23 protein-coding genes, 1 pseudogene and 1 riboswitch are annotated in these 21,668 nt (G+C 45.7%); of the genes and pseudogenes, 21 read left to right on the top strand and 3 right to left on the bottom strand.

The genetic code is table 11. The annotated features are described in order from the left end of the window. Nucleotides 1-272: 272 nt before the first annotated feature. The 6 genes from CXL14_RS16395 (at nt 273) to queF (ending at nt 5,115) form a co-directional block, all read left to right on the top strand. The gene (locus CXL14_RS16395) at nt 273-1,310 is read left to right on the top strand and encodes a YkvI family membrane protein (protein WP_014417583.1); all 1,038 of its coding nucleotides are present in this window, start codon (nt 273-275) and stop codon (nt 1,308-1,310) included. A 97-nt stretch (nt 1,311-1,407) separates the two neighbouring features. Continuing rightward, nucleotides 1,408-2,529, top strand: a complete 1,122-nt coding sequence (locus tag CXL14_RS16390) for a hypothetical protein (RefSeq protein ID WP_014417584.1) — start codon at nt 1,408-1,410, stop codon at nt 2,527-2,529. Between the two features lie 107 nt (nt 2,530-2,636). Continuing rightward, nucleotides 2,637-2,681: riboswitch (PreQ1 riboswitch) on the top strand. A gap of 97 nt (nt 2,682-2,778) precedes the next feature. Continuing rightward, on the top strand, nt 2,779-3,438 hold the full coding sequence (gene queC, locus CXL14_RS16385) for a 7-cyano-7-deazaguanine synthase QueC (RefSeq protein ID WP_003154679.1): 660 nt from the start codon (nt 2,779-2,781) through the stop codon (nt 3,436-3,438). Between the two features lie 60 nt (nt 3,439-3,498). Beyond that, nucleotides 3,499-3,879: a 6-carboxytetrahydropterin synthase QueD gene (gene queD / locus CXL14_RS16380; protein ID WP_228841473.1), complete on the top strand. Its 381-nt coding sequence runs from the start codon at nt 3,499-3,501 to the stop codon at nt 3,877-3,879. Next, nucleotides 3,872-4,603 carry a 7-carboxy-7-deazaguanine synthase QueE gene (gene queE / locus CXL14_RS16375; RefSeq protein WP_003154676.1) on the top strand — a complete coding sequence of 244 codons (732 nt, stop codon included), beginning with the start codon at nt 3,872-3,874 and terminating at the stop codon, nt 4,601-4,603. Before queD ends, queE begins: the two co-directional genes overlap by 8 nt. Nucleotides 4,604-4,620: 17 nt before the next feature. Further along, nucleotides 4,621-5,115: a preQ(1) synthase gene (gene queF / locus CXL14_RS16370; protein WP_003154673.1), complete on the top strand. Its 495-nt coding sequence runs from the start codon at nt 4,621-4,623 to the stop codon at nt 5,113-5,115. Between the two features lie 517 nt (nt 5,116-5,632). Here queF and CXL14_RS16365 read toward each other — a convergent pair. Further along, a complete protein-coding gene (locus CXL14_RS16365; RefSeq protein WP_014417586.1) occupies nt 5,633-5,989 on the bottom strand; it encodes a winged helix-turn-helix transcriptional regulator in 357 nt (118 codons plus the stop codon). Nucleotides 5,990-6,157: 168 nt separating this feature from the next. On the opposite strand from CXL14_RS16365, the gene CXL14_RS16360 reads away from it, so the two are divergent. The 3 genes and pseudogenes from CXL14_RS16360 to CXL14_RS16350 all read left to right on the top strand — a co-directional run bounded on the left by CXL14_RS16360 (nt 6,158) and on the right by CXL14_RS16350 (nt 7,878). Beyond that, nucleotides 6,158-6,904 carry an SDR family NAD(P)-dependent oxidoreductase gene (locus CXL14_RS16360; protein WP_014417587.1) on the top strand — a complete coding sequence of 249 codons (747 nt, stop codon included), beginning with the start codon at nt 6,158-6,160 and terminating at the stop codon, nt 6,902-6,904. 136 nt (nt 6,905-7,040) lie between these two features. Further along, nucleotides 7,041-7,253: pseudogene (locus tag CXL14_RS16355) on the top strand (preQ(1) synthase); the annotation flags it as partial. A 349-nt stretch (nt 7,254-7,602) separates the two neighbouring features. Next, complete coding sequence (locus CXL14_RS16350) at nt 7,603-7,878, top strand: DUF3219 family protein (protein WP_014417589.1); 276 nt, start codon at nt 7,603-7,605, stop codon at nt 7,876-7,878. Nucleotides 7,879-7,950: 72 nt separating this feature from the next. Here CXL14_RS16350 and CXL14_RS16345 read toward each other — a convergent pair whose 3' ends face one another. Next, entirely contained in the window at nt 7,951-8,136 is a 186-nt protein-coding gene (locus CXL14_RS16345; RefSeq protein WP_003154669.1) for a YkvS family protein, read from the bottom strand. Nucleotides 8,137-8,299: 163 nt separating this feature from the next. Between CXL14_RS16345 and CXL14_RS16340 the strand changes: the two genes are divergently transcribed. The 6 genes from CXL14_RS16340 (at nt 8,300) to CXL14_RS16315 (ending at nt 14,769) form a co-directional block, all read left to right on the top strand. Next, complete coding sequence (locus CXL14_RS16340; protein ID WP_014304905.1) at nt 8,300-8,494, top strand: hypothetical protein; 195 nt, start codon at nt 8,300-8,302, stop codon at nt 8,492-8,494. A gap of 275 nt (nt 8,495-8,769) precedes the next feature. Beyond that, the gene (locus CXL14_RS16335) at nt 8,770-9,393 is read left to right on the top strand and encodes a cell wall hydrolase (protein WP_014417591.1); all 624 of its coding nucleotides are present in this window, start codon (nt 8,770-8,772) and stop codon (nt 9,391-9,393) included. 115 nt (nt 9,394-9,508) lie between these two features. Further along, nucleotides 9,509-10,849 carry a polysaccharide biosynthesis protein gene (locus tag CXL14_RS16330; protein WP_003154663.1) on the top strand — a complete coding sequence of 447 codons (1,341 nt, stop codon included), beginning with the start codon at nt 9,509-9,511 and terminating at the stop codon, nt 10,847-10,849. Nucleotides 10,850-10,911: 62 nt separating this feature from the next. Continuing rightward, the gene (gene stoA, locus CXL14_RS16325) at nt 10,912-11,406 is read left to right on the top strand and encodes an endospore biogenesis thiol-disulfide oxidoreductase StoA (RefSeq protein ID WP_014417592.1); all 495 of its coding nucleotides are present in this window, start codon (nt 10,912-10,914) and stop codon (nt 11,404-11,406) included. 242 nt (nt 11,407-11,648) lie between these two features. Beyond that, nucleotides 11,649-13,562 carry a heavy metal translocating P-type ATPase gene (locus tag CXL14_RS16320; protein WP_014417593.1) on the top strand — a complete coding sequence of 638 codons (1,914 nt, stop codon included), beginning with the start codon at nt 11,649-11,651 and terminating at the stop codon, nt 13,560-13,562. Nucleotides 13,563-13,674: 112 nt separating this feature from the next. After that, complete coding sequence (locus CXL14_RS16315; protein ID WP_014417594.1) at nt 13,675-14,769, top strand: M24 family metallopeptidase; 1,095 nt, start codon at nt 13,675-13,677, stop codon at nt 14,767-14,769. A 57-nt stretch (nt 14,770-14,826) separates the two neighbouring features. Here CXL14_RS16315 and CXL14_RS20550 read toward each other — a convergent pair whose 3' ends face one another. Beyond that, nucleotides 14,827-14,952, bottom strand: a complete 126-nt coding sequence (locus tag CXL14_RS20550; RefSeq protein ID WP_014721086.1) for a hypothetical protein — start codon at nt 14,950-14,952, stop codon at nt 14,827-14,829. A 98-nt stretch (nt 14,953-15,050) separates the two neighbouring features. Between CXL14_RS20550 and CXL14_RS16310 the strand changes: the two genes are divergently transcribed. The 6 genes from CXL14_RS16310 (at nt 15,051) to CXL14_RS16285 (ending at nt 21,666) form a co-directional block, all read left to right on the top strand. Beyond that, complete coding sequence (locus CXL14_RS16310) at nt 15,051-16,016, top strand: LacI family DNA-binding transcriptional regulator (RefSeq protein ID WP_014417595.1); 966 nt, start codon at nt 15,051-15,053, stop codon at nt 16,014-16,016. Nucleotides 16,017-16,066: 50 nt separating this feature from the next. Then, the gene (gene glcT / locus CXL14_RS16305) at nt 16,067-16,933 is read left to right on the top strand and encodes a glucose PTS transporter transcription antiterminator GlcT (protein WP_012117426.1); all 867 of its coding nucleotides are present in this window, start codon (nt 16,067-16,069) and stop codon (nt 16,931-16,933) included. Between the two features lie 231 nt (nt 16,934-17,164). After that, nucleotides 17,165-19,261, top strand: coding sequence for a glucose-specific PTS transporter subunit IIBC (gene ptsG / locus CXL14_RS16300; protein ID WP_014417596.1), 2,097 nt, complete (start codon nt 17,165-17,167; stop codon nt 19,259-19,261). Nucleotides 19,262-19,357: 96 nt separating this feature from the next. After that, nucleotides 19,358-19,624, top strand: a complete 267-nt coding sequence (locus tag CXL14_RS16295; protein ID WP_003154654.1) for a phosphocarrier protein HPr — start codon at nt 19,358-19,360, stop codon at nt 19,622-19,624. Beyond that, nucleotides 19,624-21,339, top strand: coding sequence for a phosphoenolpyruvate--protein phosphotransferase (ptsP, locus tag CXL14_RS16290; protein ID WP_014417597.1), 1,716 nt, complete (start codon nt 19,624-19,626; stop codon nt 21,337-21,339). The genes CXL14_RS16295 and ptsP overlap by 1 nt, the downstream gene beginning before the upstream one ends. 87 nt (nt 21,340-21,426) lie before the next feature. Then, nucleotides 21,427-21,666, top strand: coding sequence for a splAB operon transcriptional regulator SplA (locus tag CXL14_RS16285; RefSeq protein ID WP_003154646.1), 240 nt, complete (start codon nt 21,427-21,429; stop codon nt 21,664-21,666). The last annotated feature ends 2 nt before the right edge of the window (nt 21,667-21,668 follow it).

Genomic DNA, 21,668 nt, shown 5'->3' with positions numbered 1-21,668 from the left:
AAACCCCGAAAAATAAATGTTTACAGCATGATAAGTGATATTTGTGAGGTTTGATTATTTTTGACCAATATAGTCAGAAAGGAAATGAAATGCTTTGACCTTTCTTGATGAAGAGTATACGCCGGCCCTTTTTTTCTTTCAATATTTTTGCTTAGAGGAGAGAGCAGAATCTGTTTTCTCCGGGGAAGGACGATTTGGTCGTCTTTTCGGGCGACTTGTCTCATAAGCATATATAAAGGCCTGGACAAATCTGCGCTTAGCCGGAGGGAGAAATGGGACAAACAAAAGGTTTTGCAAGTCAGCTTGCATTTGTATACGTAGGCACGGTTGTAGGAGCCGGTTTTGCCACGGGACGGGAAATCGTTGAGTTTTTTCTGAAGTTTGGCTGGATCGGTCTGTTCGGTATCGTGGTAAGCGGTCTGATGTTTACATATTTAGGCGCCAAAATCATGATCATTTCCAAACGGATTCACGCAGCATCTTATCAGGAATTGAACACATATTTATTCGGCCAGTCCATCGGCCGCGCCGTGAATATGTTTATGATGTTTATATTGCTGGGAGTGACCTCTGTCATGCTGTCCGGAGCGGGGGCGCTGTTTCATGAACAGCTTGGATGGTCCGCACAAGCGGGGATCCTTTTGACGATCGTACTGAGCTTTGCCGTCATGACAAGCGGCGTTAAAGGTGTGTTCGGCGTCAATATATTGGTTGTGCCGCTTTTAATTTCTTTCTCTTTTATCGTGACAGCTGATTCATTTGTATTTACAAGCACGAGAAACGCGGACGAATGGGTATGGCCTGACAAGTGGAATTGGCTTTTGTCCGCCGTCTCTTACGGCGCGTTAAATTTATCGCTCGCCCAAGCCGTCCTTGTGCCGCTTGCGAACGAAATGTCTTCAGAGAAGGTGATCAGAAAGGGGGCTTATTTAGGCGGCGTTCTGTTGACACTGGTGCTTGCCGCGAGCTTTTTATCATTATCGGTGCTGCCGGATGTGCTGGAGTTTGACATTCCGATGGCTCAAGTTGTCTATTCGTATTCGCGTTCGCTTCATATCATTTATTTGTTTATTATTTTCGGGGAAGTGTTTACGTCAGTCATCGGCAATCTATACGGATTGGAAAAACAATTAAACAGTTTTCTTCATATAAAAAGTACATATATTTACGGCGGCATTTTGGCGTTTGCTTTCATTATCAGCCAAATCGGCTACGGACAGCTGATTTCCACCGTTTACCCGGTGTTTGGGTATGTGAGCCTCGCTTTTATCGGCGCATTGATTTGCAAAAAAATCCCGAAAGAAAAATAAGGATATAAGGAAAATGTCTGTATTTTTTGGGAATTCCCCTTCTTTTTTCCTGACATTTCTGTATAATGAATTGGGAAATGATGGGGAGGAGTAAGAGATGAAAGCTCGACGTGTATTATTGGGATTTATTTTTATTTGTATCGGCATTGCGTTTTTTTTACAGAAGGCGGGAGTTATATATATATCCGCAGGTTCGGCGTGGCCGTTTCTTTTCATTATAATGTCCGCAGGGTTTCACGCGGGATTTATTTTTGCGAAAAAAACGCCTGACCAGGCGGGACTGCTCGTTCCGGGCGGTATGTTTCTTGTGCTGGGCTGCCTGTTTTGTTTTGAAATGGCAACGGGATGGACGTATTCAGGCGTGACGTGGCCTGTTTATATATGGGCGCCTGCTCTCGGTCTGTTTGAGCTGTGGTATTTCGGCGGGAGGAAGTTAGGTGTATTGATTCCTGCTTTCATCCTGACTGCCGTGGGAGCACTATGCTTTGCCGGTATGCTGATGCCGGGGCTGTGGCCGCTTTTGATCATCGCAGCCGCGCTTTTGTTTCACGCCGCTGCCTTTATGCAGCCGAAAAAAAGATCGGGCCTTCTTATTCCGGGCGGCATTTTGCTTGTGACGGGCGGCTTGTTATGGTTTGAAACGCTGACGGATTGGACATACGCAAATGTGACATCTCCTGTCTACCTCTTTGCCGTTGCGTTCGGCCTGTTTGAAGCTTGGTTGTTCGGCAGAAGGAAAAGGGGGCTTTTGACTGCTGCTGCGGTTCTGTGCGCCGCGGGCATTTTCGGCATATTCACCAATGCAAATGAAGTCATCAGCGAACGCGGCTGGCCCGCTCTCATTCTTTTGCTGGGCGCCGCTTTTCACATTCCGATTTTTGGCCCGAAACCTGTCAAAAACGCGGGACTTCTCGTACCGGGCGGCATCTTGTTGATTACGGGGATCTTGTTTGTCTTTGAAACGGCAACCAATTGGTCCTACTCCGGTGTGACATGGCCTGTTTACCTGCTTGCAACGGCATTCGGTTTATTTGAGCTGTGGCTGTTCGGCGGGAAAGAGAAGGCGCTGCTCATCCCGGTTGCGGTGCTGACCTTGACAGCACTTTGCTTTATGATGACGAATCAGCCGATCATTCCGGTTTCTGTTTTCTGGCCTGCTTTATTTGTTCTGATCGGGATTGCGCTGATGGTATTTCCGGGGAAAAAACGCGGGGCCTAATCCCGCTTTTGCAGCCTGACACAGGTTCAGGCTGTTTTTTTATTGTCACGGGAAACAACATTATGGTATGATAGCGAAAGTGAAAAAAGAAGAAAATCCGTATGTATGCGGGAGAGGTTCTAGCTACACCCTCTATAAAAAACTAAGGACGAGCTGTATCCTTGGATACGGTTTTTTTATGTTTTTTTAGGGCGCCTTCTCCGAAAAAGGCGCTTTTTTTATGGAATGATAGATAAGGGAGAGAAAGACATGAAAAAAGAAAAAGCAGTTGTGGTGTTCAGCGGAGGCCAAGACAGCACGACTTGTTTATTATGGGCTTTGCAAAACTTTGAAGAAGTGGAAACCGTTACATTCCATTATAATCAGCGTCACCAAGAAGAAATCGATGTGGCAAAATCGATTGCCGAAAAGCTCGGTGTCAAAAATCACTTGCTTGATATGTCTCTTTTAAATCAGCTTGCGCCGAATGCGCTGACAAGAGATGATATCGAAATTGAAGCGAAGGACGGGGAATTGCCGACAACCTTTGTACCGGGACGCAACCTTGTATTTTTATCCTTTGCATCGATTCTTGCATATCAAATCGGTGCGCGCCACATTATTACCGGTGTTTGCGAGACTGATTTCAGCGGCTACCCGGACTGCCGTGACGAGTTTGTCAAATCCTGCAATGTCACCGTCAATTTGGCGATGGAAAAGCCGTTCGTCATTCATACGCCGCTTATGTGGCTGAACAAAGCAGAAACGTGGAAACTTGCGGATGAGCTCGGCGCGCTTGATTTTGTAAAGAATAATACACTGACTTGCTATAACGGCATCATTGCGGACGGATGCGGCGAATGCCCGGCATGCCTGCTCCGCAATAAAGGATATGATGAATATATGAAAATGAAAGGAGAGCGGAACTAATTGCTTTCTCAAATTTACCCGCAGGTTCAGCATCCTTATTCGTTTGAGTTAAATAAGGACATGCACATTTCAGCCGCGCACTTTATTCCCCGCGAAAGCGCAGGAGCGTGCAGCAGAGTCCACGGGCACACGTATACAGTAAATATTACCGTTGCGGGGGATGAACTGGACGATTCAGGCTTTCTCGTGAATTTCAGCGTGCTGAAGAAATTGGTGCACGGCGCTTATGACCATACATTGCTGAATGACCATGAGGAATTTTCTGATGATGACAGATATTCACTGCCGACGACCGAGGTCGTGGCCAAAACGATTTATGATAAGGTGCAGTCCTACCTCGAAACACTGGAGAATCAGCCGGTCTGCGTGCAGGTTTTTGTCAGGGAAACCCCGACAAGCTATTGCGTATACCGCCCGAAAAAAGGTGATAGGAATGGCTAAAGGAATTCCGGTATTAGAAATTTTCGGACCGACGATACAAGGGGAGGGCATGGTTATCGGCCAGAAAACCATGTTCGTCCGCACGGCGGGCTGCGACTACTCCTGCAGCTGGTGCGACTCCGCTTTTACATGGGACGGCTCAGCCAAAAAAGATATCCGCTGGATGACAGCGGAAGACATTTACCGCGAGCTGAGAGAAATCGGCGGAGACGCCTTTTCTCATGTCACCATCTCAGGAGGAAACCCGGCGCTGTTAAAGCAGCTTGACGCGCTGATTTTGCTGCTGAAAGAGCACGGGGTGCGCGCCGCTTTAGAAACGCAGGGAACGGTCTATCAGGATTGGTTCACAATGATTAACGACCTGACGATTTCACCGAAGCCGCCAAGTTCGGGGATGACAACCGATTTTGCAAAGCTCGATCACATTGTGTCTTCGCTTGATGCGGCAGAAAGGCTTAACGCGGTCAGCTTAAAGGTTGTCATTTTTAATGATGAAGATCTGCAATTTGCGAAAACCGTGCACAAGCGGTATCCGAATATTCCATTTTATCTTCAGGTCGGAAACGATAATGTCCATACGACGGACGACCGGGCATTGATCGCACATCTGCTCGGAAAATACGAAACACTTGTTGATAAGGTTTCTGCCGATTCGGATCTGAATCTCGTCAGAGTCCTGCCTCAGCTGCATACGCTGCTTTGGGGCAATAAACGGGGAGTTTAATAGAAAGGGAGATTTATATGACAAGAAAAGAATCAGAATTAGAAGGAGTTACGCTCCTGGGGAATCAAGGAACAAACTATTTATTTGAATATGCGCCGGAGGTTTTGGAATCATTTCCGAATAAACACGTGAACCGTGATTATTTCGTTAAATTCAACTGCCCGGAATTTACGTCGCTTTGCCCGAAAACGGGACAGCCGGACTTCGCAACTATCTACATCAGCTATATTCCGGATGAAAAAATGGTGGAAAGCAAATCGCTGAAGCTGTATCTTTTCAGCTTCCGCAACCACGGAGATTTCCACGAGGACTGCATGAACATCATCATGAATGACTTGATTGAATTAATGGACCCGCGCTACATCGAAGTATGGGGCAAATTCACGCCAAGAGGCGGAATCTCCATTGACCCGTATACAAACTACGGCAGACCGGGAACAAAATATGAAAAAATGGCCGAACATCGGATGATGAATCATGATATGTATCCGGAGACGATTGATAATCGGTAATTATTCCGCTGTGTGATACGGAGTGTGAAACGAAGTGGAGTTACAGTAAAATCCGAACATTCAGTGCTGATTTTAGCGGAATTGTGACCCGACTGTGACCCGAAGTGACCGGAGTGTGACCCGCACTAAGCTCAATAAAAGTTTGACCTGAGGTGCAACCTGAACTGTGACTTTTATGCAGTGAAAAATTGATAGTACAGAAGCAGATTAAGGCGTACAATTTGTACGTCTTTTCTTTTTTATCCGAAAGAAAAAATGCCTATCTAGAGATCATAGGCATTAAATATGATTATCAATATCTTCATTTATTTTTTGGCTAAGTTTCTGAACCTTCTCTTTAACAATTGAAACAGCTCTTTTTTGAATTTCATCAAAGTTCTCCTGAATATAGTCGATGACACTTCTTATTAGAACTTCACTTTCAAAATTGAATATCTCATTTATTTCTGACTGTTCTTCATCTGTTAGGTGATGGTATTGAAGTTGTTTAGCATTTACTTCAGCAGCTACATCAATCCTAACTTAGTTGTTCTGGTTGTACAATTTCATATTCACCTTCTGCATACTCTTGCTCCGCATAATGGCCTCCCCATTGACAGAGCTCCTGCAAGATAGGTTTAAGAGATTCTCCAAGTTCAGTGGATGAATATTCAACCTTCGGCGGTACTTGATTATACATCTTTCTGCTCACAAGTCCACTGGCTTCAAGCTCTCTAAGTGTTTGAATCAGCATTTTCTGAGTTATATTTGGGATAATGCGCTTTAATTCACTCGTTCTCTTTGGTCCATTCATTAAAAAGTATAATACAAGCCCTTTCCATTTTCCGCCAATAACTTCCTTTGTCACTTCAAACCCGCAGCTAAATTTTTTCATGTCTAAAGCTCTCCATTCCACATTTATTACTTTTTAGTTACTATATCACAAAAAAGTGGGTACTTCCGATAATGTGCTTACTGAAGGATACTATATCTTGTAAGTTGTTCTTCAAGTACTTAAAGGTACTAGACATAAAATAAAATTAATTCTAAAGGAGTGTTAAGTATGGGTAAATTTGAAGGTAAAATAGCGCTTGTAACGGGTGGAACAAGTGGGATTGGTCTTGCTGCAGCACAAAAATTTGTAAACGAAGGTGCATATGTTTATATCACGGGACGCAGACAAAACGAACTTGATAAAGCAGTTAACCAAATTGGCAAGAACGTAACCGGTGTTCAAGGTGATATTTCTAAGCTTGAAGACTTAGACAAACTATATGACATTATAAAGCAGGAAAAAGGTAAGTTGGACATTCTTTTTGCTAATGCAGGCATCGGCAACTTCCTTCCATTAGGTGAAATTACTGAAGAGCAGGTTGATAGAACGTTCGACATTAACGTTAAAGGAACCATCTTTACTGTTCAAAAAGCGTTATCACTATTCCCGGACAAAGCAGGTTCTATTATTGTAACGGGCTCTACTGCTGGATCAATTGGCAACCCAGCGTTTAGTGTATATGGAGCATCTAAAGCAGCATTAAGAGCACTAGTTCGCAACTGGATTCTTGACCTAAAAGGTACTGAAATCCGTGTAAATGTGGTTAGTCCAGGAGCTATTCTTACACCTGCCTACGATGAGCTTTTTGGTGATGCACTTGAAGAAGTAATGGAAAATAGCAGAAATACTGTTCCAGCTGGAAAAGTTGGGACACCTGAAGAAGTAGCAAACGCTGTATCTTTCCTTGCTTCAGACGAAAGCAGTTACTTGACGGGTGTTGAATTGTTCGTAGATGGCGGGCTAGCACAGGTATAATTTCCCTGCGCAGAGATTACAAATAGTCCCCAAAAAAGGTTAAAATCAATCGTTTGGTAAGGTGTGAAATTGGTGTGACTTCATGATTAATGTCTAGAGCAAGTACTTATGGGACAAGACTTTGACCTGCCTTTTCTTCCACGAGGATTGCATGAACATCATCATGAATGACTTGATCGAATAAATGAACCCCCGCTGCATTGAAGTATGGGGCAAATTCACGCCTAGAGGCGGAATCTCCATTGACCCGTATACAAACTACGGCAGACCGGGAACAAAATATGAAAAAATGGCCGAACATCGGATGAGGAATCATGATATGTATCCGGAGACGATTGACAACCGTTAATTTTCAGACGGAGTACGGTCTCGGAATATAACCTAAATACCCCCGCCTTTTAAGCGGGGGTATTTTTCGTCTGTGCCGCGCCGCCAAAAAGGTGCATGATATTTGCACAGAACTTCTATAAGGAAAGGAGAGATCATTTGGAGAAAAGAAAAAGACGAGTAAACCCGGGGGGAGTGTACTCGCCGCTTCAATACGTGACGGGTGCTGGATGGCAGCTCGTCTGTTTTATTATAAAATAGGGAACGTATGTTTGTAAAGACCTGCGCTGTTTTTTCTCATTCGGAGCGGATCAATTGTAAAGGAATGGTCAGCATGATAGCATGTCCTGTAAAAAGAAGGAGTGTTCGTTATGGAGCCGTTAGAGTTAAACGGTGTAAGGCTGAAAATGTATGATTGTAAAGAAAGTGCGGGCAAAAACGGCCGCATGATTTCATTTGTATTGAAGGTGACCTCTGAAACGTATCATGATATTGCCGTCCTTTTGTATGAAAAAACATTTGACATCAAGGCGCCCGAGCGCGGGCTTGAATTCCGCGGTAAAATAACCAACTACTATACATCCGTCACAAATCTTTACAATAAAGATGAGACCGGTGATTTTTATGTAGAAATGACCGAGATCTGAATTCATTTGAAAAAGCTGCCGGGCGGCAGCTTTTGTGCGGGATATGTAAATGGTTCGGATGTTCGGGGGGGTTTAATAGGAGTCTCTGATGATTTTATAATTCTTATGGTTGACGACAGTGAGGGAATCTAATTCAAGGTCACGATAATTATCCATGATGGTTACATCAACGATGACGGAGTTTTCATTTACTTTTTCAACAATACCGGTTAATCCGTTTTTAAATTCAATGACGTTTCCAACCTTAGCAATTTTCACGAGCTTCCTCTCCTTTATCATAAATCCTGTTTGAAAATATTTTGCAGTATTTTCTTTAAGAAGTAAAGCGATATGGGTATCAGCCCGCTCAATCATTGTCCCGGCGGGGGAAAGATGGTATATTGTTTTTCGGGAAAAAGCCGAGAAAAGGAGGCTGTATTCGTTGCTGCCTGAGGAAATTTCAGAACGTATCAACCAAATGCGCACCGGTGAAATCAAAGAATTCAGGGTGCAGAAAGAACATTTTCTTGCATTTCGAGCGGTTTTGTCGAAGCAGGAAGATTTTAAGCATTTCCGCGGTATTGCCCAGCAGGGCGGGGATGTTATATTCCAGTATTTAGAACAGCCAAGAAGCTGACGGCTCCTCGCACTTGAGGAGTCTTTTTTTTGTTTTTTAGTTTCTCATTTCATCTGGCTGTAACAGATGTAAACAAAATGTAAAATCCCTCCGATGGATACTTTTACTGCTATTTGGTTAATGTTGTGAAAATGACGGCTGTTTTCCTGCCAATAACAAGGCTGTTAACGAACTTCTTCCATCATAAAAGCTGATTGGGAGCACTGGAAAATCTTTAACCGTGAATTTGCGCACAGCTCTTGTTAAGGTAGTGAAGTATTTAAGGAGGAAATCGTATGACGACAAAATTTGCTGCCTTGGCTGTCTTTTTTCTATGTTTTATGCCTGCATCAAAAATTGAACATACAGAAGCTCTGTTTACTTTTGCGAAGAAGCCAAAGCAAGAACCCAGCACACTGGTTGCTGATTTAAATAAAAAAAGCTCGGTTCCGAAGCTTTCAAAAACGGATCATAAGCATTCTATCCAACCGATAAAGCTGTCATCTCACCAAGAGAAGAAAGCAAAACCGGAAGAGACGGCTTATCAGCCGCCGAAAAAAACGTATTCCCGCGCTGACAGACAACTTCTGGCACGTCTCGTTCACGCAGAAGCGAAAGGTGAATCTTATAAAGGGAAGGTTGCGGTAGCCAGCGTAGTGCTGAACCGCACTGAAAAAAACGGCTTCCCGGATACCATTCGGGGTGTGATCTATCAAAGGAATGCATTTGAACCGGTAGCAAACGGAAGCATTAATCAAAAGCCGGATAAGGATTCCGTCGCCGCCGCAAATGAGGCGCTTGACCATCCGGGCAGAGAAACGAACGCGTTGTTTTTCTACAATCCGAAAACGGCATCTGACCACTGGATCCGTTCCCGAAAAATTATCGAACGGATCGGCAGACACGTATTTGCGATGTAAGCATAGCGGGATCAAAAATATCCCGGCTATGCTTTTTTCAATTTTGAGAAATCGAAAATATTTTCAGAACTTGTCTCATATGATGATGGAAGAACGAGAGACAAGGAGAGACACCATGAATCGATTTGTGAAAGGGATCATTCTTTTATCCATCGCCGCCTTTTTCGCGGAATGTCTGGAATTTGTCGTGAATATGATACTGGCGCGGGAGCTTGGCGAGCATGGGATGGGGCTTTACATGAGCATCCTGCCCACCATTTTTTTAATTATCGTGATCGCCAGTCTGGAGCTTCCGATCTCTATTTCAAAATTCATCGCGGAATCCAATCAGAAGCTGCATGAAAGCATGCTCCGGCATGCCTTCAGAATGACCGCCGTTTTTACCGCGTTTTCAACCGCGGCCGCAAGCATCGCGCTGCCGTTCATTCCTGTATTCGATACGTATCACCCGTTTATTAAAGGGATTGTCATCGGGCTGATTCCAGTCGTCGCTTTTACATCCATCGCCAGAGGTTATTTTATGGGTGTGCAGCAAATGGGAAAAATCGCGGTTGCGAATGTCTTGAAAAAAATCATTCAAGTGCTTTGTCTGTTTATCTTTTTTCAATGGTACTCTTTTGAAATTGATATGGCCGTGCTCATTTCGTTATTTGTGCTGGTCGCAAGCGATGTTGTGGTGTTCGTTTACTTGTATACGCAGTTTATTTTGGCGCGGAGGGCGCTTTCCGGCCATCAGCACATTCATCTTCGCGGGAAAGACGTGCGGAAACGCCTCCTGGCCGTATCCATCCCGACAACGGGACTTCGTATATTTCATGCGGTGACAAACGCCATTGAACCCTTTTTAGTGAAAGGAGCGCTGCTGGCGTCCGGGGCAGCCGGGACCGCCGCGATTGATCAATACGGCATGCTTGCCGGTGTAGCGATGACAATCGGTTCGTTTCCTGCATTTATCGCCCATTCGCTGATGGTCGTCATGATTCCCAGCATTTCAGAAGCGTATGCGCTGTCCCAATATGATATTGTGCTGAAACGGCTGAGACAAGCGATTTTTATTACATTCGGCTACGGCATTCCGGCAGTCTGGGTCATGTTTCAGTTCGCGGGCCCGCTGACCCATTTGTTTTTTCAGTCTCCGGAAGCGCAGTATTATTTGCAGCTTTTGTGGCCGTTTTTTCTTTTTCACCTGTTTGTGATGCCGCTTCAGGCCTGTCTGATCGGCATCGGCCACGTGAAAACGGCGTTTTATCATAACGTATGGAGCAGCATTGTAGGGCTTTCGATGATGTATGTGCTCGGTTCTATGCCGGAATTGCAAATGCTCGGCATTATACTCGGCATGAATACCGGCATGATTCTTCTGACAAGTTTACATTACGCGACGATCTGCAAAGACCTCGGTGTCTCCGTGTTTTTGACGGGCGGCGGAAGAACAGCGCCCCGGATCGAAAGCTGAAAAGGCTGATACATTTCAATAAGGAAGGGCAAGCTATCCGAAACGCGTGAAAGGAAGATCATATGCATAAAAACCGCCTAATTGTATGTGCAGTCCTTTTGATAGCTGCCGCCGTCTGGATGCCTGAAGCAAACGCCTCATCAGAAAAACAGGCAGTTCCCGCCGTGTTTCTGATGAAGACGATTGAAGGAGACGAGATATCGATTCCGAATAAAGGGCAGAAAACGATATTGCATTTTTGGACATCGTGGTGTCCGCCGTGCAAAAAAGAACTGCCGCAGTTCCAAACGTATTATGAACAGTATCAGTCCGATGATGTAAGCCTTGTAACGGTAAATCTGATGAATGCCGAGCGAAACAAAAATACCGTTCAAAACTTTGTCAGTCAGCACCATCTCACTTTCCCGATTGTTCTTGACACGAAAGGCGAGCTTATGAAGGAATACGATGTCATGACGATTCCCACGTCATTTCTGCTGAATGAAAAAGGAGAAATCGAAAAAAAGATCGTCGGTCCGATGACCGCCTCACAATTAAAAGAATGGTCAGAGAAATAAAAAGGTGCGGGAGGAATTCCTCCCGCACCTTTTTTGCATATAATGAACAGCTGAAGAAACACTAATGATAATTATTATCAAAAAGAAATTAAAACAATTATAATTGAAATCTTCCGCCGGCATGCTATAATAAAGAAAACACTGCGATAACACTGTGAAAATGCTGCCTGTCAGGCGGCTGTTTTGCTTTTATCGGGGAATTGAAGATGATTTGCGTTCTCAATTAGAGAGGAGAATTCATAATGAATGAACAAGTGATGACACAAACCCATTCACAACAGCACATACAAGAAGAGCGGGCCGGAAAAAAGTGGCTCCAGCATGCAGAACTCATTGCGGCGCTCGTATCCGGCGTCCTTATTCTTGCGGCCTGGTTTTTTACCGAAACAAAAGGCCTGTCCGTCACTTTGTATATCCTTGCCTTCCTGATCGGGGGATTTGCAAAAGCGAAAGAGGGAATTGAGGATACCATTGAGACGAAGGCGTTAAATGTGGAACTGCTGATGATTTTTGCGGCTGTCGGCTCCGCCCTGATCGGTTACTGGGCGGAAGGCGCTGTTCTTATCTTTATTTTTTCGTTAAGCGGCGCGCTCGAAACATATACGATGAATAAAAGCAGCCGTGATTTAACCTCTTTGATGAAACTGGAACCGGAGGAAGCGACTCTGCTTGCGGACGGACGGGAAAAGCGGGTGCCGGCTGCTGAACTTAAGATCGGTGACATGATCGTCATTAAGCCGGGCGAACGCGTAGCGGCAGACGGGATCATTGAGTCTGGCGTGACGAGCCTCGATGAATCGGCGCTTACGGGTGAAGCGATGCCGGCGGAAAAAACAGCCGGAGATTCTGTGTTTACAGGAACGGTAAACGGAAACGGCTCCTTAACGGTCCGTGTGACGAAAACAAATGAACAGTCTTTATTCAGAAAAATCATCCGGCTGGTGGAATCAGCCCAAAACAGCGTGTCACCGGCTCAGGCATTTATTGAGCGGTTCGAAAGTGTCTATGTCAAAGGCGTACTGTTAGCCGTGGCTTTGCTTTTATTCGTTCCTCATTTCGCTTTAGGCTGGAGCTGGAGTGAAACCTTTTACCGGGCGATGGTGTTTATGGTGGTCGCCTCCCCGTGCGCGCTTGTCGCTTCTATTATGCCCGCTGCGCTTTCCCTTATCTCAAATGGGGCCCGCAACGGATTATTGGTTAAAGGAAGTGTGTTTTTAGAGCAGCTGGGAAGCGTACGGATGATCGCTTTTGACAAAACCGGCACGGTCACTAAGGGACAGCCGGCAGTCGCGGCATTTCAAGCTGCGGAAAATGTGAGTGAAGATGAGATCATGCAGGCGGTGTATGCGATAGAAAAGCAATCAAGCCACCCGCTTGCAAAAGCGATAGCTGAATTCGCCGAAAGCCGGGGCGCCGCGCCCGCAGGACATTTATCGATTGACGAGACGTCCGGATTCGGTGTTCAGGCTGAAATAGAAGGCGTCAAATGGATGGTCGGAAAAGCGGGATTTGCAGGTGAAGATGCGGCAGATGCTTTTTTGCAAACATCGGGAAAAGAATTAAAGGATAAAGGCTTTACACTGGTCTTTGTTAAAAAAGATGACCGGATTGCGGGCTGCTTCGCCTTAAAGGATCAAATCCGACCTGAAGCCAAAGCCGTGATGGCTGAGCTTGAATCACTGGGCATTAAAACAGCCATGCTCACCGGCGATCAGTCTGAAACTGCGGCTGCCATTGCAAAAGAGGCGGGCATGACGACGGTTGTTGCCGATTGTCTGCCGGACCAAAAGGCAAAAGAAGTGAAGAAGCTGAAAGAAACGTACGGCACAATCGCCATGGTGGGAGACGGCATTAATGACGCGCCCGCTCTGAAAACCGCTGACGTCGGTATTGCGATGGGCGGGGGAACGGACGTGGCTCTTGAAACGGCTGACTTAGTCCTTATGAAAAATGATCTTCACAAGCTTGTGAAAATGTGCAGACTCTCAAGGAAAATGAACCGGATTATTAAGCAGAATATTGTTTTCTCGCTCTCGGTCATCTGCCTTTTGATCTGCGCTAACTTTCTGCAGGTGATGGAACTGCCGTTTGGCGTGATCGGGCATGAGGGGAGCACGATTCTGGTCATATTGAACGGACTGAGATTATTAAAATAAACATGACAGCCGCACACGGGCGGCTGTTTTTTTAATGTTCGTTCACAGCATAAACGCCGGAAAACTGATAGAATGAATAAAGAGTCACTTTGGTAAGGAGGAAAAGCAAAAAATGAACAGATTAAAACGTGTTTCATCTTGGCTGAAAAAAGAAGGACATGATGCGGCGTTTATACATACAAAGGAAAACGTATTTTATTTAACTGATTTTTACACGGATCCGCATGAGCGGTTAATGGGATTGTTCTTGTTTCAGGAACAGGAGCCGTTTTTCGTTTGTCCGGGAATGGAAGCCGGACAAGCCCGAAGCGCCGGGTGGGAGCATGGTATTATCGGCTACGGCGATCACGAAGATCCGTGGGAGCTGATCAAAGCCGAGCTCACAAAACGAAATGTGCGGCTTGATTCCATCGCGGTTGAAAAGGATTCGATCTCTCTTTCCCGCTCAGAACAGCTCAAACAAGCTTCAGGGGGCGCGGCATTTGTTTCGGCAGAAGAAACGCTCAACCAATTCCGTCTCGTAAAAGATGAGAAGGAAATCAGCATTCTCAGGGAAGCGGCAAAACTCGCGGATTACGGAGTTGAAGTCGGTGTCGCGGCGCTTAAAGAGGGTGTGAGTGAAACCGAAGTACTCGCGCAGATTGAGTTTGAGCTGAAGAAAAAAGGCGTGCAGGGCATGTCATTTTCAACGATGGTGCTGTTCGGGGAAAAATCAGGCCAGCCCCATGGAAATCCGGGTGCAGACCGGTTGAAAAAAGGCGATTTCGTTCTGTTTGATCTGGGCGTTATTCTTGACGGCTACTGTTCAGACATTACGAGAACATTCGCATACCAATCAATCAGCCCGAAACAGGAAGAGATTTACGAAACGGTGCTTAAAGCTGAACAGGCGGCGCTTCAATTAAGCAAACCCGGCGTCAGAATCGGCGATCTTGATTTAAAAGCCCGCGGCATTATTGAAAAAGCCGGATACGGAGACTATTTCCCGCACCGCCTCGGCCACGGACTCGGGATTTCGGTTCACGAATATCCATCAATGAGCAGCGCGAACGACACACTCCTCAAAGAAGGCATGGTCTACACGATAGAACCGGGGATTTACGTGCCGGATGTCGGCGGCGTGCGCATTGAAGACGATGTGTTCGTCACAAAAGACGGCGCCGAAGCATTAACGCAGTATCCGAAAGAATTAACGATTCTGAAATAGAAAGCTTTGTGATAAAAAAGGACGGTTCTGGAACGCAGCGTCCTTTTTTATCACCTTTTAAATGAAAAAATCATCAAAATGCTGAAATGGTTTGATGTCATGCTTTTCATTCAGGGGCCGCATGGCAAGGTAACTGCCGCCGACTATGGCCAGACACAAACCGATTAAGCAAAGAATCCCCATCGCTGTTCTTCTCCTTTCAAACGAATAGGCTGTATCTGTTTCTAGCTTACTGTATGAAACGCATTCCAGATCAAGGGAAAAAAGAAAGGGGGGACGCCATGGCTACGATCAGAGACATTGCCGGCGCTGCCGGGGTTTCCGTTACCACGGTATCAAGAGTGTTAAACGATCATCCTTATGTAAGTAAGGACAAAAGAGAAAGAGTGAAAAAAGCGATGCAATCGCTCGGATATACGCGCAACATTCATGCTGTGCATTTATCCAAAGGTTTTTCCGATATGATCGGCGTTGTGCTTCCGTCGGTGAATCTGCCGTATTTTGCAGACCTTGTTGCAGGTATTGCCGAGGCTGCCGAAGCGTCAGGCGTGCATCTTTCTTTATACCAGACAGATTATCAGGAGCAAAAAGAACGTTTTGCTTTATCACAATTACAGGAGCGCCAAGTGGACGGCCTGATTATCTGCTCCAAAGCAATTCCTGATGAGCATCTGCTTACCGTGAAAGAACCGCTCATCCTCTGCCAGTACACTGATGCGGCGGGGCTTTCCTCCATCAGTAATCCGCATCGGGAAGCATTTCGGCACGGTCTGGATTATCTGATAGAAAAGGGACACCGGAAAATAGCGATCAGCCTGGCCAGAAAAAAGGGAAAAAACAGTCAAGTACGCATTGCCGCATACAAAGAGGCGCTGAAGAAGATCGGGCAGCCTTACAGGGAAGAGCTGGTTGTGGAAAAGGCGCTGACGCTGCTTGACGGGAAAGCCCTTTTTCATAGATGGAAGAGCTGGGATGACAAACCGACTGCGCTGTTTGCAGCGAATGATCAAGTATCCGCAGGTCTTTACCTTGAAGCCAAGGCAAACGGGACACGCATCCCGGAAGAGCTTGCGATTTTGAGCATCGACAATCATGATATCAGCAAGATGTTAGGTATTTCCACAATAGATATACAAACAAAAGAAATGGGAAAGCAGGCTTTTCACATGCTTGAGAACCGGATCAGCGGCGGGCCTCCGGCAAGGAAAGTTCTTGATTACCGCCTTATTGAACGATCAACCGTCTAAAAAAAGAATTGACGCGCTTTCCGTTCGTTTTGTACGATATGAGGTATTGAATGACAAAGGAGCTGAGGATCATGAAGGGGTCCTTTACAGTTGAAAAGGTATTAAATAACAATGTGCTCATCGCAACACATGATAGATACAGTGAGGTCGTCTTAATCGGAAAAGGGATCGGCTTTGGAAAAAAACAAGCGGATGTCATTGAAGATAAAGGGTATGACAAGATGTTCATCTTAAAGGATGAAAAAGAACAAAAACAATTTAAAAAGCTCCTCGGTTATGTGGACGAGACACTTGTCGACATCTCCAATGACGTCATTTATCATATCAAGAAGCGGACAAGCCAACCGTTAAATGAGCATATCCATATTGCGCTGACTGACCATATCGCCTTTGCGGTAAAGCGGCTGCAGCAGGGTTTTGACATTAAAAACCCGTTTCTCATGGAAACCGAAACGCTTTATCCGGAAGAATTCCAAATTGCCCGTGAAGTCGTCGGCATGATTAATGAAAAGACGGGAATCTGCCTTCCGGAAGGAGAGATCGGCTTTATCGCTCTGCATATCCATTCCGCCCTGACGAATCGGCCCCTTTCAGAGGTCAATCAGCATTCACAGCTGATGTCCCGCCTCGTTCAGGTGATTGAGGAATCTTTCCAGATGAAAGTGAATAAAGAAAGCGTCCACTATTTGCGGCTGATCCGGCATATCAGATTTACCATAGACAGGATTAATCGGGAAGAGCAGACAAAAGAACCAGAAAAGTTAATGTTATTATTGAAAAATGAATACCCGCTATGCTACAATACTGCTTGGAAACTGATAAAAATCTTGCAGCAAATACTGAAAAAACCAGTTCATGAGGCGGAAGCGGTTTATCTCACGCTTCATTTGTACCGATTAACCAATAAAATTTCATAATTTCAGTTGAAACCTTAAAAACGTGTCACTGATTCGATCAGGCATGAGTGATTGAGGGTAAAAAAACGGGAAGAACGATCCCGTTATTTTGCACACCCTTTTTACTCATGCCTTTTTTGTTGTGTAAAAGGGCAAATGTAAACGGTTAAACTGAAGACTTGCGCCAGTGAATTCGTTGTCATGAATTTTCGCTGTAAGGTCACACTAGCTAACAGAGGAGGTACATCTTTTATGTTTAAAGCATTATTCGGCGTTCTCCAGAAAATCGGCCGTGCTCTTATGCTTCCGGTTGCGATTTTACCGGCTGCAGGGATCTTGCTTGCGTTAGGGAATGCCATGCAGAACAAAGATATGATTCAAGTCATGCATTTCTTAAGCAATGATAACGTTCAGCTTGTGGCGAACGTCATGGAAAGCGCCGGCCAAATCGTATTTGACAACCTGCCGCTTCTTTTTGCAGTAGGGGTTGCGATCGGTCTTGCCAACGGAGACGGTGTTGCCGGAATCGCGGCTATTATCGGATACTTGGTCATGAACGTATCCATGAGCGCCGTGCTTATGGCAAACGGCAGTATTCCGTCTGACAAAATTGAACGGGCAAAGTTTTTTGCGGAAAACCATCCGGCCTATATTAACATGCTGGGGATACCCACTTTGGCGACGGGCGTGTTCGGCGGTATTATCGTCGGGGTTCTGGCCGCGTTATTGTTCAACAAGTTTTATAAAATTGAACTTCCGCAGTACCTCGGATTCTTTGCGGGTAAGCGGTTCGTCCCGATTATCACATCAATTTCCGCATTAATTCTCGGTCTTATTATGTTAGTGATCTGGCCTCCGATCCAGCACGGTCTGAATTCCTTCTCCACGGGTCTTGTGGAAGCGAATCCAACCTTGGCGGCCTTTATTTTCGGGATGATTGAGCGGTCATTGATTCCGTTCGGTCTTCATCACATTTTCTACTCGCCGTTCTGGTATGAATTTTTCAGCTATAAAGATGCCGCCGGAGACATCATCCGCGGAGATCAGCGGATTTTCATGGCTCAGATCAAAGACGGCGTGCAGCTGACGGCGGGAACATTTATGACGGGGAAATATCCGTTTATGATGTTCGGTCTTCCGGCGGCAGCACTTGCAATCTATCATGAAGCGAAGCCTGAAAAGAAAAAACTTGTAGCCGGAATCATGGGTTCTGCCGCTCTGACAAGTTTCTTAACGGGAATTACCGAGCCGCTTGAATTCTCATTCTTGTTTGTGGCTCCTATCCTGTTTGCGATTCACTGCGTTTTCGCGGGGCTTTCCTTTATGGTCATGCAGCTGCTGCATGTAAAAATCGGTATGACCTTCTCAGGCGGTCTGATTGACTACTTCCTGTTCGGAATTCTGCCTAACCGGACGGCTTGGTGGCTTGTCATTCCGGTCGGCTTAGGATTAGCCGTCATTTACTACTTCGGTTTCCGGTTTGCGATCAGAAAGTTCAATCTGAAAACGCCGGGCCGTGAAGAAGAGGCTGCGGATGAAGGTGCGGGCGCCTCAGGCGAAGCCGGCGACCTTCCTTATGAAATCCTGCAGGCAATGGGTGATCAGGAAAACATTAAGCACCTTGACGCTTGTATCACGAGACTCCGCGTTACGGTCAACGACCAGAAGAAAGTGGATAAGGCCCGTCTGAAACAGCTTGGCGCCTCAGGCGTTCTTGAAGTCGGAAACAACATTCAGGCCATTTTCGGCCCGCGTTCTGACGGTTTAAAAACACAGATGCAGGATATTATCGCCGGACGCACGCCGCGCCCTGAACCGAAAGTATCCGCGCAAGAAGAAGTCAGCCAGCAGGTTGAAGAGGTTATCGCAGATCCGCTCCGAAACGAGCAGGGTGAAGAAGTGTTCGCTTCTCCGATCACCGGCGAAATCCATCCGATTACTGATGTGCCTGACCAGGTGTTCTCAGGAAAAATGATGGGTGACGGTTTTGCGATTCTTCCTGAAGAAGGAATCGTCGTATCGCCTGTCCGCGGAAAAGTGCTGAATGTTTTCCCGACAAAACATGCGATCGGCCTTCAGGCTGACGGCGGAAGAGAGATCCTCATTCATTTCGGAATCGACACAGTCAGCCTGAAAGGCGAAGGATTCACTTCTTTTGTTTCTGAGGGTGACCGGGTTGAACCGGGGCAAAAGCTGCTTGAAGTTGATCTTGAAGCGGTTAAACCTCATGTTCCTTCATTAATGACACCGATTGTCTTTACAAATCTTGCCGAGGGTGAAGCGATTTCCCTTTCGGCCGAAGGTACCGTAAAACGGGAACAAAAAGATATTGTGAAAATCGGAAAATAAGCATATAAATACGCCGTGCTTGTCAGATGACAAGTACGGCTGTATGATATAATATTGTGTAGTAAAATAGCTTTAATTTAAAGGAGAATGATAATCATGGCACAAAAAACATTTAAAGTAACAGCAGATTCCGGAATCCACGCTCGTCCTGCGACAGTTCTTGTACAGACTGCAAGCAAATACGATGCTGACGTAAACTTAGAATATAACGGCAAAACAGTAAACCTTAAGTCAATCATGGGCGTTATGTCTCTAGGTATCGCTAAAGGCGCTGAAATCACAATTTCCGCTTCAGGCGCTGACGAAAACGATGCTCTTAACGCTTTAGAAGAAACAATGAAAAGCGAAGGACTCGGCGAGTAATGCAAGAATTAAAGGGAATAGGCGCTTCAGCCGGAATTGCGATTGCGAAAGCATACCGGCTTGAAGAGCCGGACTTAACGGTTGAAAAGAAAAACATTGCTGATGCTGCGGCTGAAGTAAGCCGTTTTGATGAAGCGATTGTACGTTCTAAAGAAGAGCTTGAAAAAATTAAAGAGCATGCTTTAAAAGAACTGGGACAAGACAAAGCTGACATTTTCTCCGCGCACCTTTTAGTTCTGAGTGATCCTGAGCTGTTGAACCCGGTAAAGGAGAAAATCAGCACCGATTCAGTCAATGCTGAATTCGCTCTGAAAGAAACAGCTTCCATGTTCGTTACTATGTTTGAATCAATGGATAACGAGTACATGAAAGAGCGTGCGGCGGATATCCGTGACGTAACAAAACGTGTGACGGGGCACCTGCTGGGCGTGGAAATTCCGAACCCGAGCATGATCTCAGAAGAGGTTGTTATCGTGGCTGAAGATTTAACACCGTCTGATACGGCGCAATTAAACCGCCAGTTTGTAAAAGGTTTTACAACTGATATCGGCGGACGCACTTCACACTCCGCGATCATGGCCCGTTCGCTTGAAATTCCGGCTGTTGTCGGCACAAAAGCGGCTACAGGGACAATTGAAAACGGTGTTACGGTAATCGTAGACGGCATCGATGGTGATGTGATCATCGATCCTTCCAGTGAAACGTTAAAGAAATATGAAGAAAAGCACAGTGCTTACCTGGCGCAAAAAGCTGAGTGGGCGAAGCTCGTAAATGAACCGACTGTTTCTAAAGACGGCCATCATGTAGAGCTTGCCGCAAATATCGGCACACCTGACGATGTAAAAGGCGTTCTTGAAAACGGAGGAGAAGCTGTAGGGCTTTACCGTACGGAATTCCTTTACATGGGACGCGACCAGCTTCCGACGGAAGAGGAGCAGTTTGACGCTTATAAAACGGTTCTTGAGCGTATGGAAGGAAAATCAGTTGTCGTGCGGACATTGGATATCGGCGGCGACAAAGAGCTTCCATACCTGCAGCTCCCTAAAGAAATGAACCCGTTCTTAGGCTACAGAGCCATCCGCCTTTGCCTTGAAGAGCAAGAAATCTTCAGAACTCAGCTTCGTGCGCTGCTTCGTGCAAGTACATACGGAAACTTAAAAATCATGTTCCCGATGATTGCGACAGTAAACGAGTTTAAACAGGCGAAAGCGATTCTTCTCGAAGAAAAAGAAAAACTCGTTGAAGCCGGCGTAGCGGTTTCTGACGATATTGAAGTCGGTATGATGGTAGAGATTCCGTCTACAGCCGTTATCGCAGATCAGTTTGCCACAGAAGTTGACTTCTTCAGTATCGGAACAAATGACTTAATCCAATACACGATGGCTGCTGACCGCATGAACGAGCGCGTAGCTTATCTGTATCAGCCATACAATCCGGCGATTCTTCGTCTGATCACCCTTGTTATTGAAGCCGCTCACAAAGAGGGTAAATGGGTCGGCATGTGCGGAGAAATGGCGGGAGACGAAATTGCGATTCCGATTCTTCTCGGCTTAGGCTTAGATGAGTTCTCAATGAGCGCTACATCCATCCTTCCGGCAAGAACGCAGATCAGCAAGCTTTCTAAAAAAGAAGCTGAATCATTCAAAGAAACAATCTTGTCTATGAGCACGACAGAAGAGGTTGTCGCATTCGTTAAAGAAACATTCAATAAGTAATACAAAAGCCAGACGGTGTAAGCCGTCTGGTTTTTTTCATATTCGGAAAAAAGGGGGGAACAATAACTTTCAACAGGAGGGATTATCATGACAAAATCATTTGCAGCGGGGGATACGGTCTATGTGATTTACCGCAATCCGCATGCCGCCAATGTTGCCCATATTAAAGAGGCGGAGATCGTCCATCACCCGTATCACGAGGGAGAACTGTCTCTGTTTTTATACGAAACCTATCATCCGCTGGCCGAAGATGACGCGGTCTTTTCGACATATGAGGAAGCGGAAGCGCTTTACAGCGAGCTTTTTGAAGAAGACCGATATCATTGATC

Origin of the sequence: Bacillus sp. SJ-10 (assembly GCF_002843505.1) — a bacterium.
Classification (GTDB): domain Bacteria; phylum Bacillota; class Bacilli; order Bacillales; family Bacillaceae; genus Bacillus; species Bacillus velezensis.
This window is presented reverse-complemented; position numbering and strand designations above follow the sequence as displayed.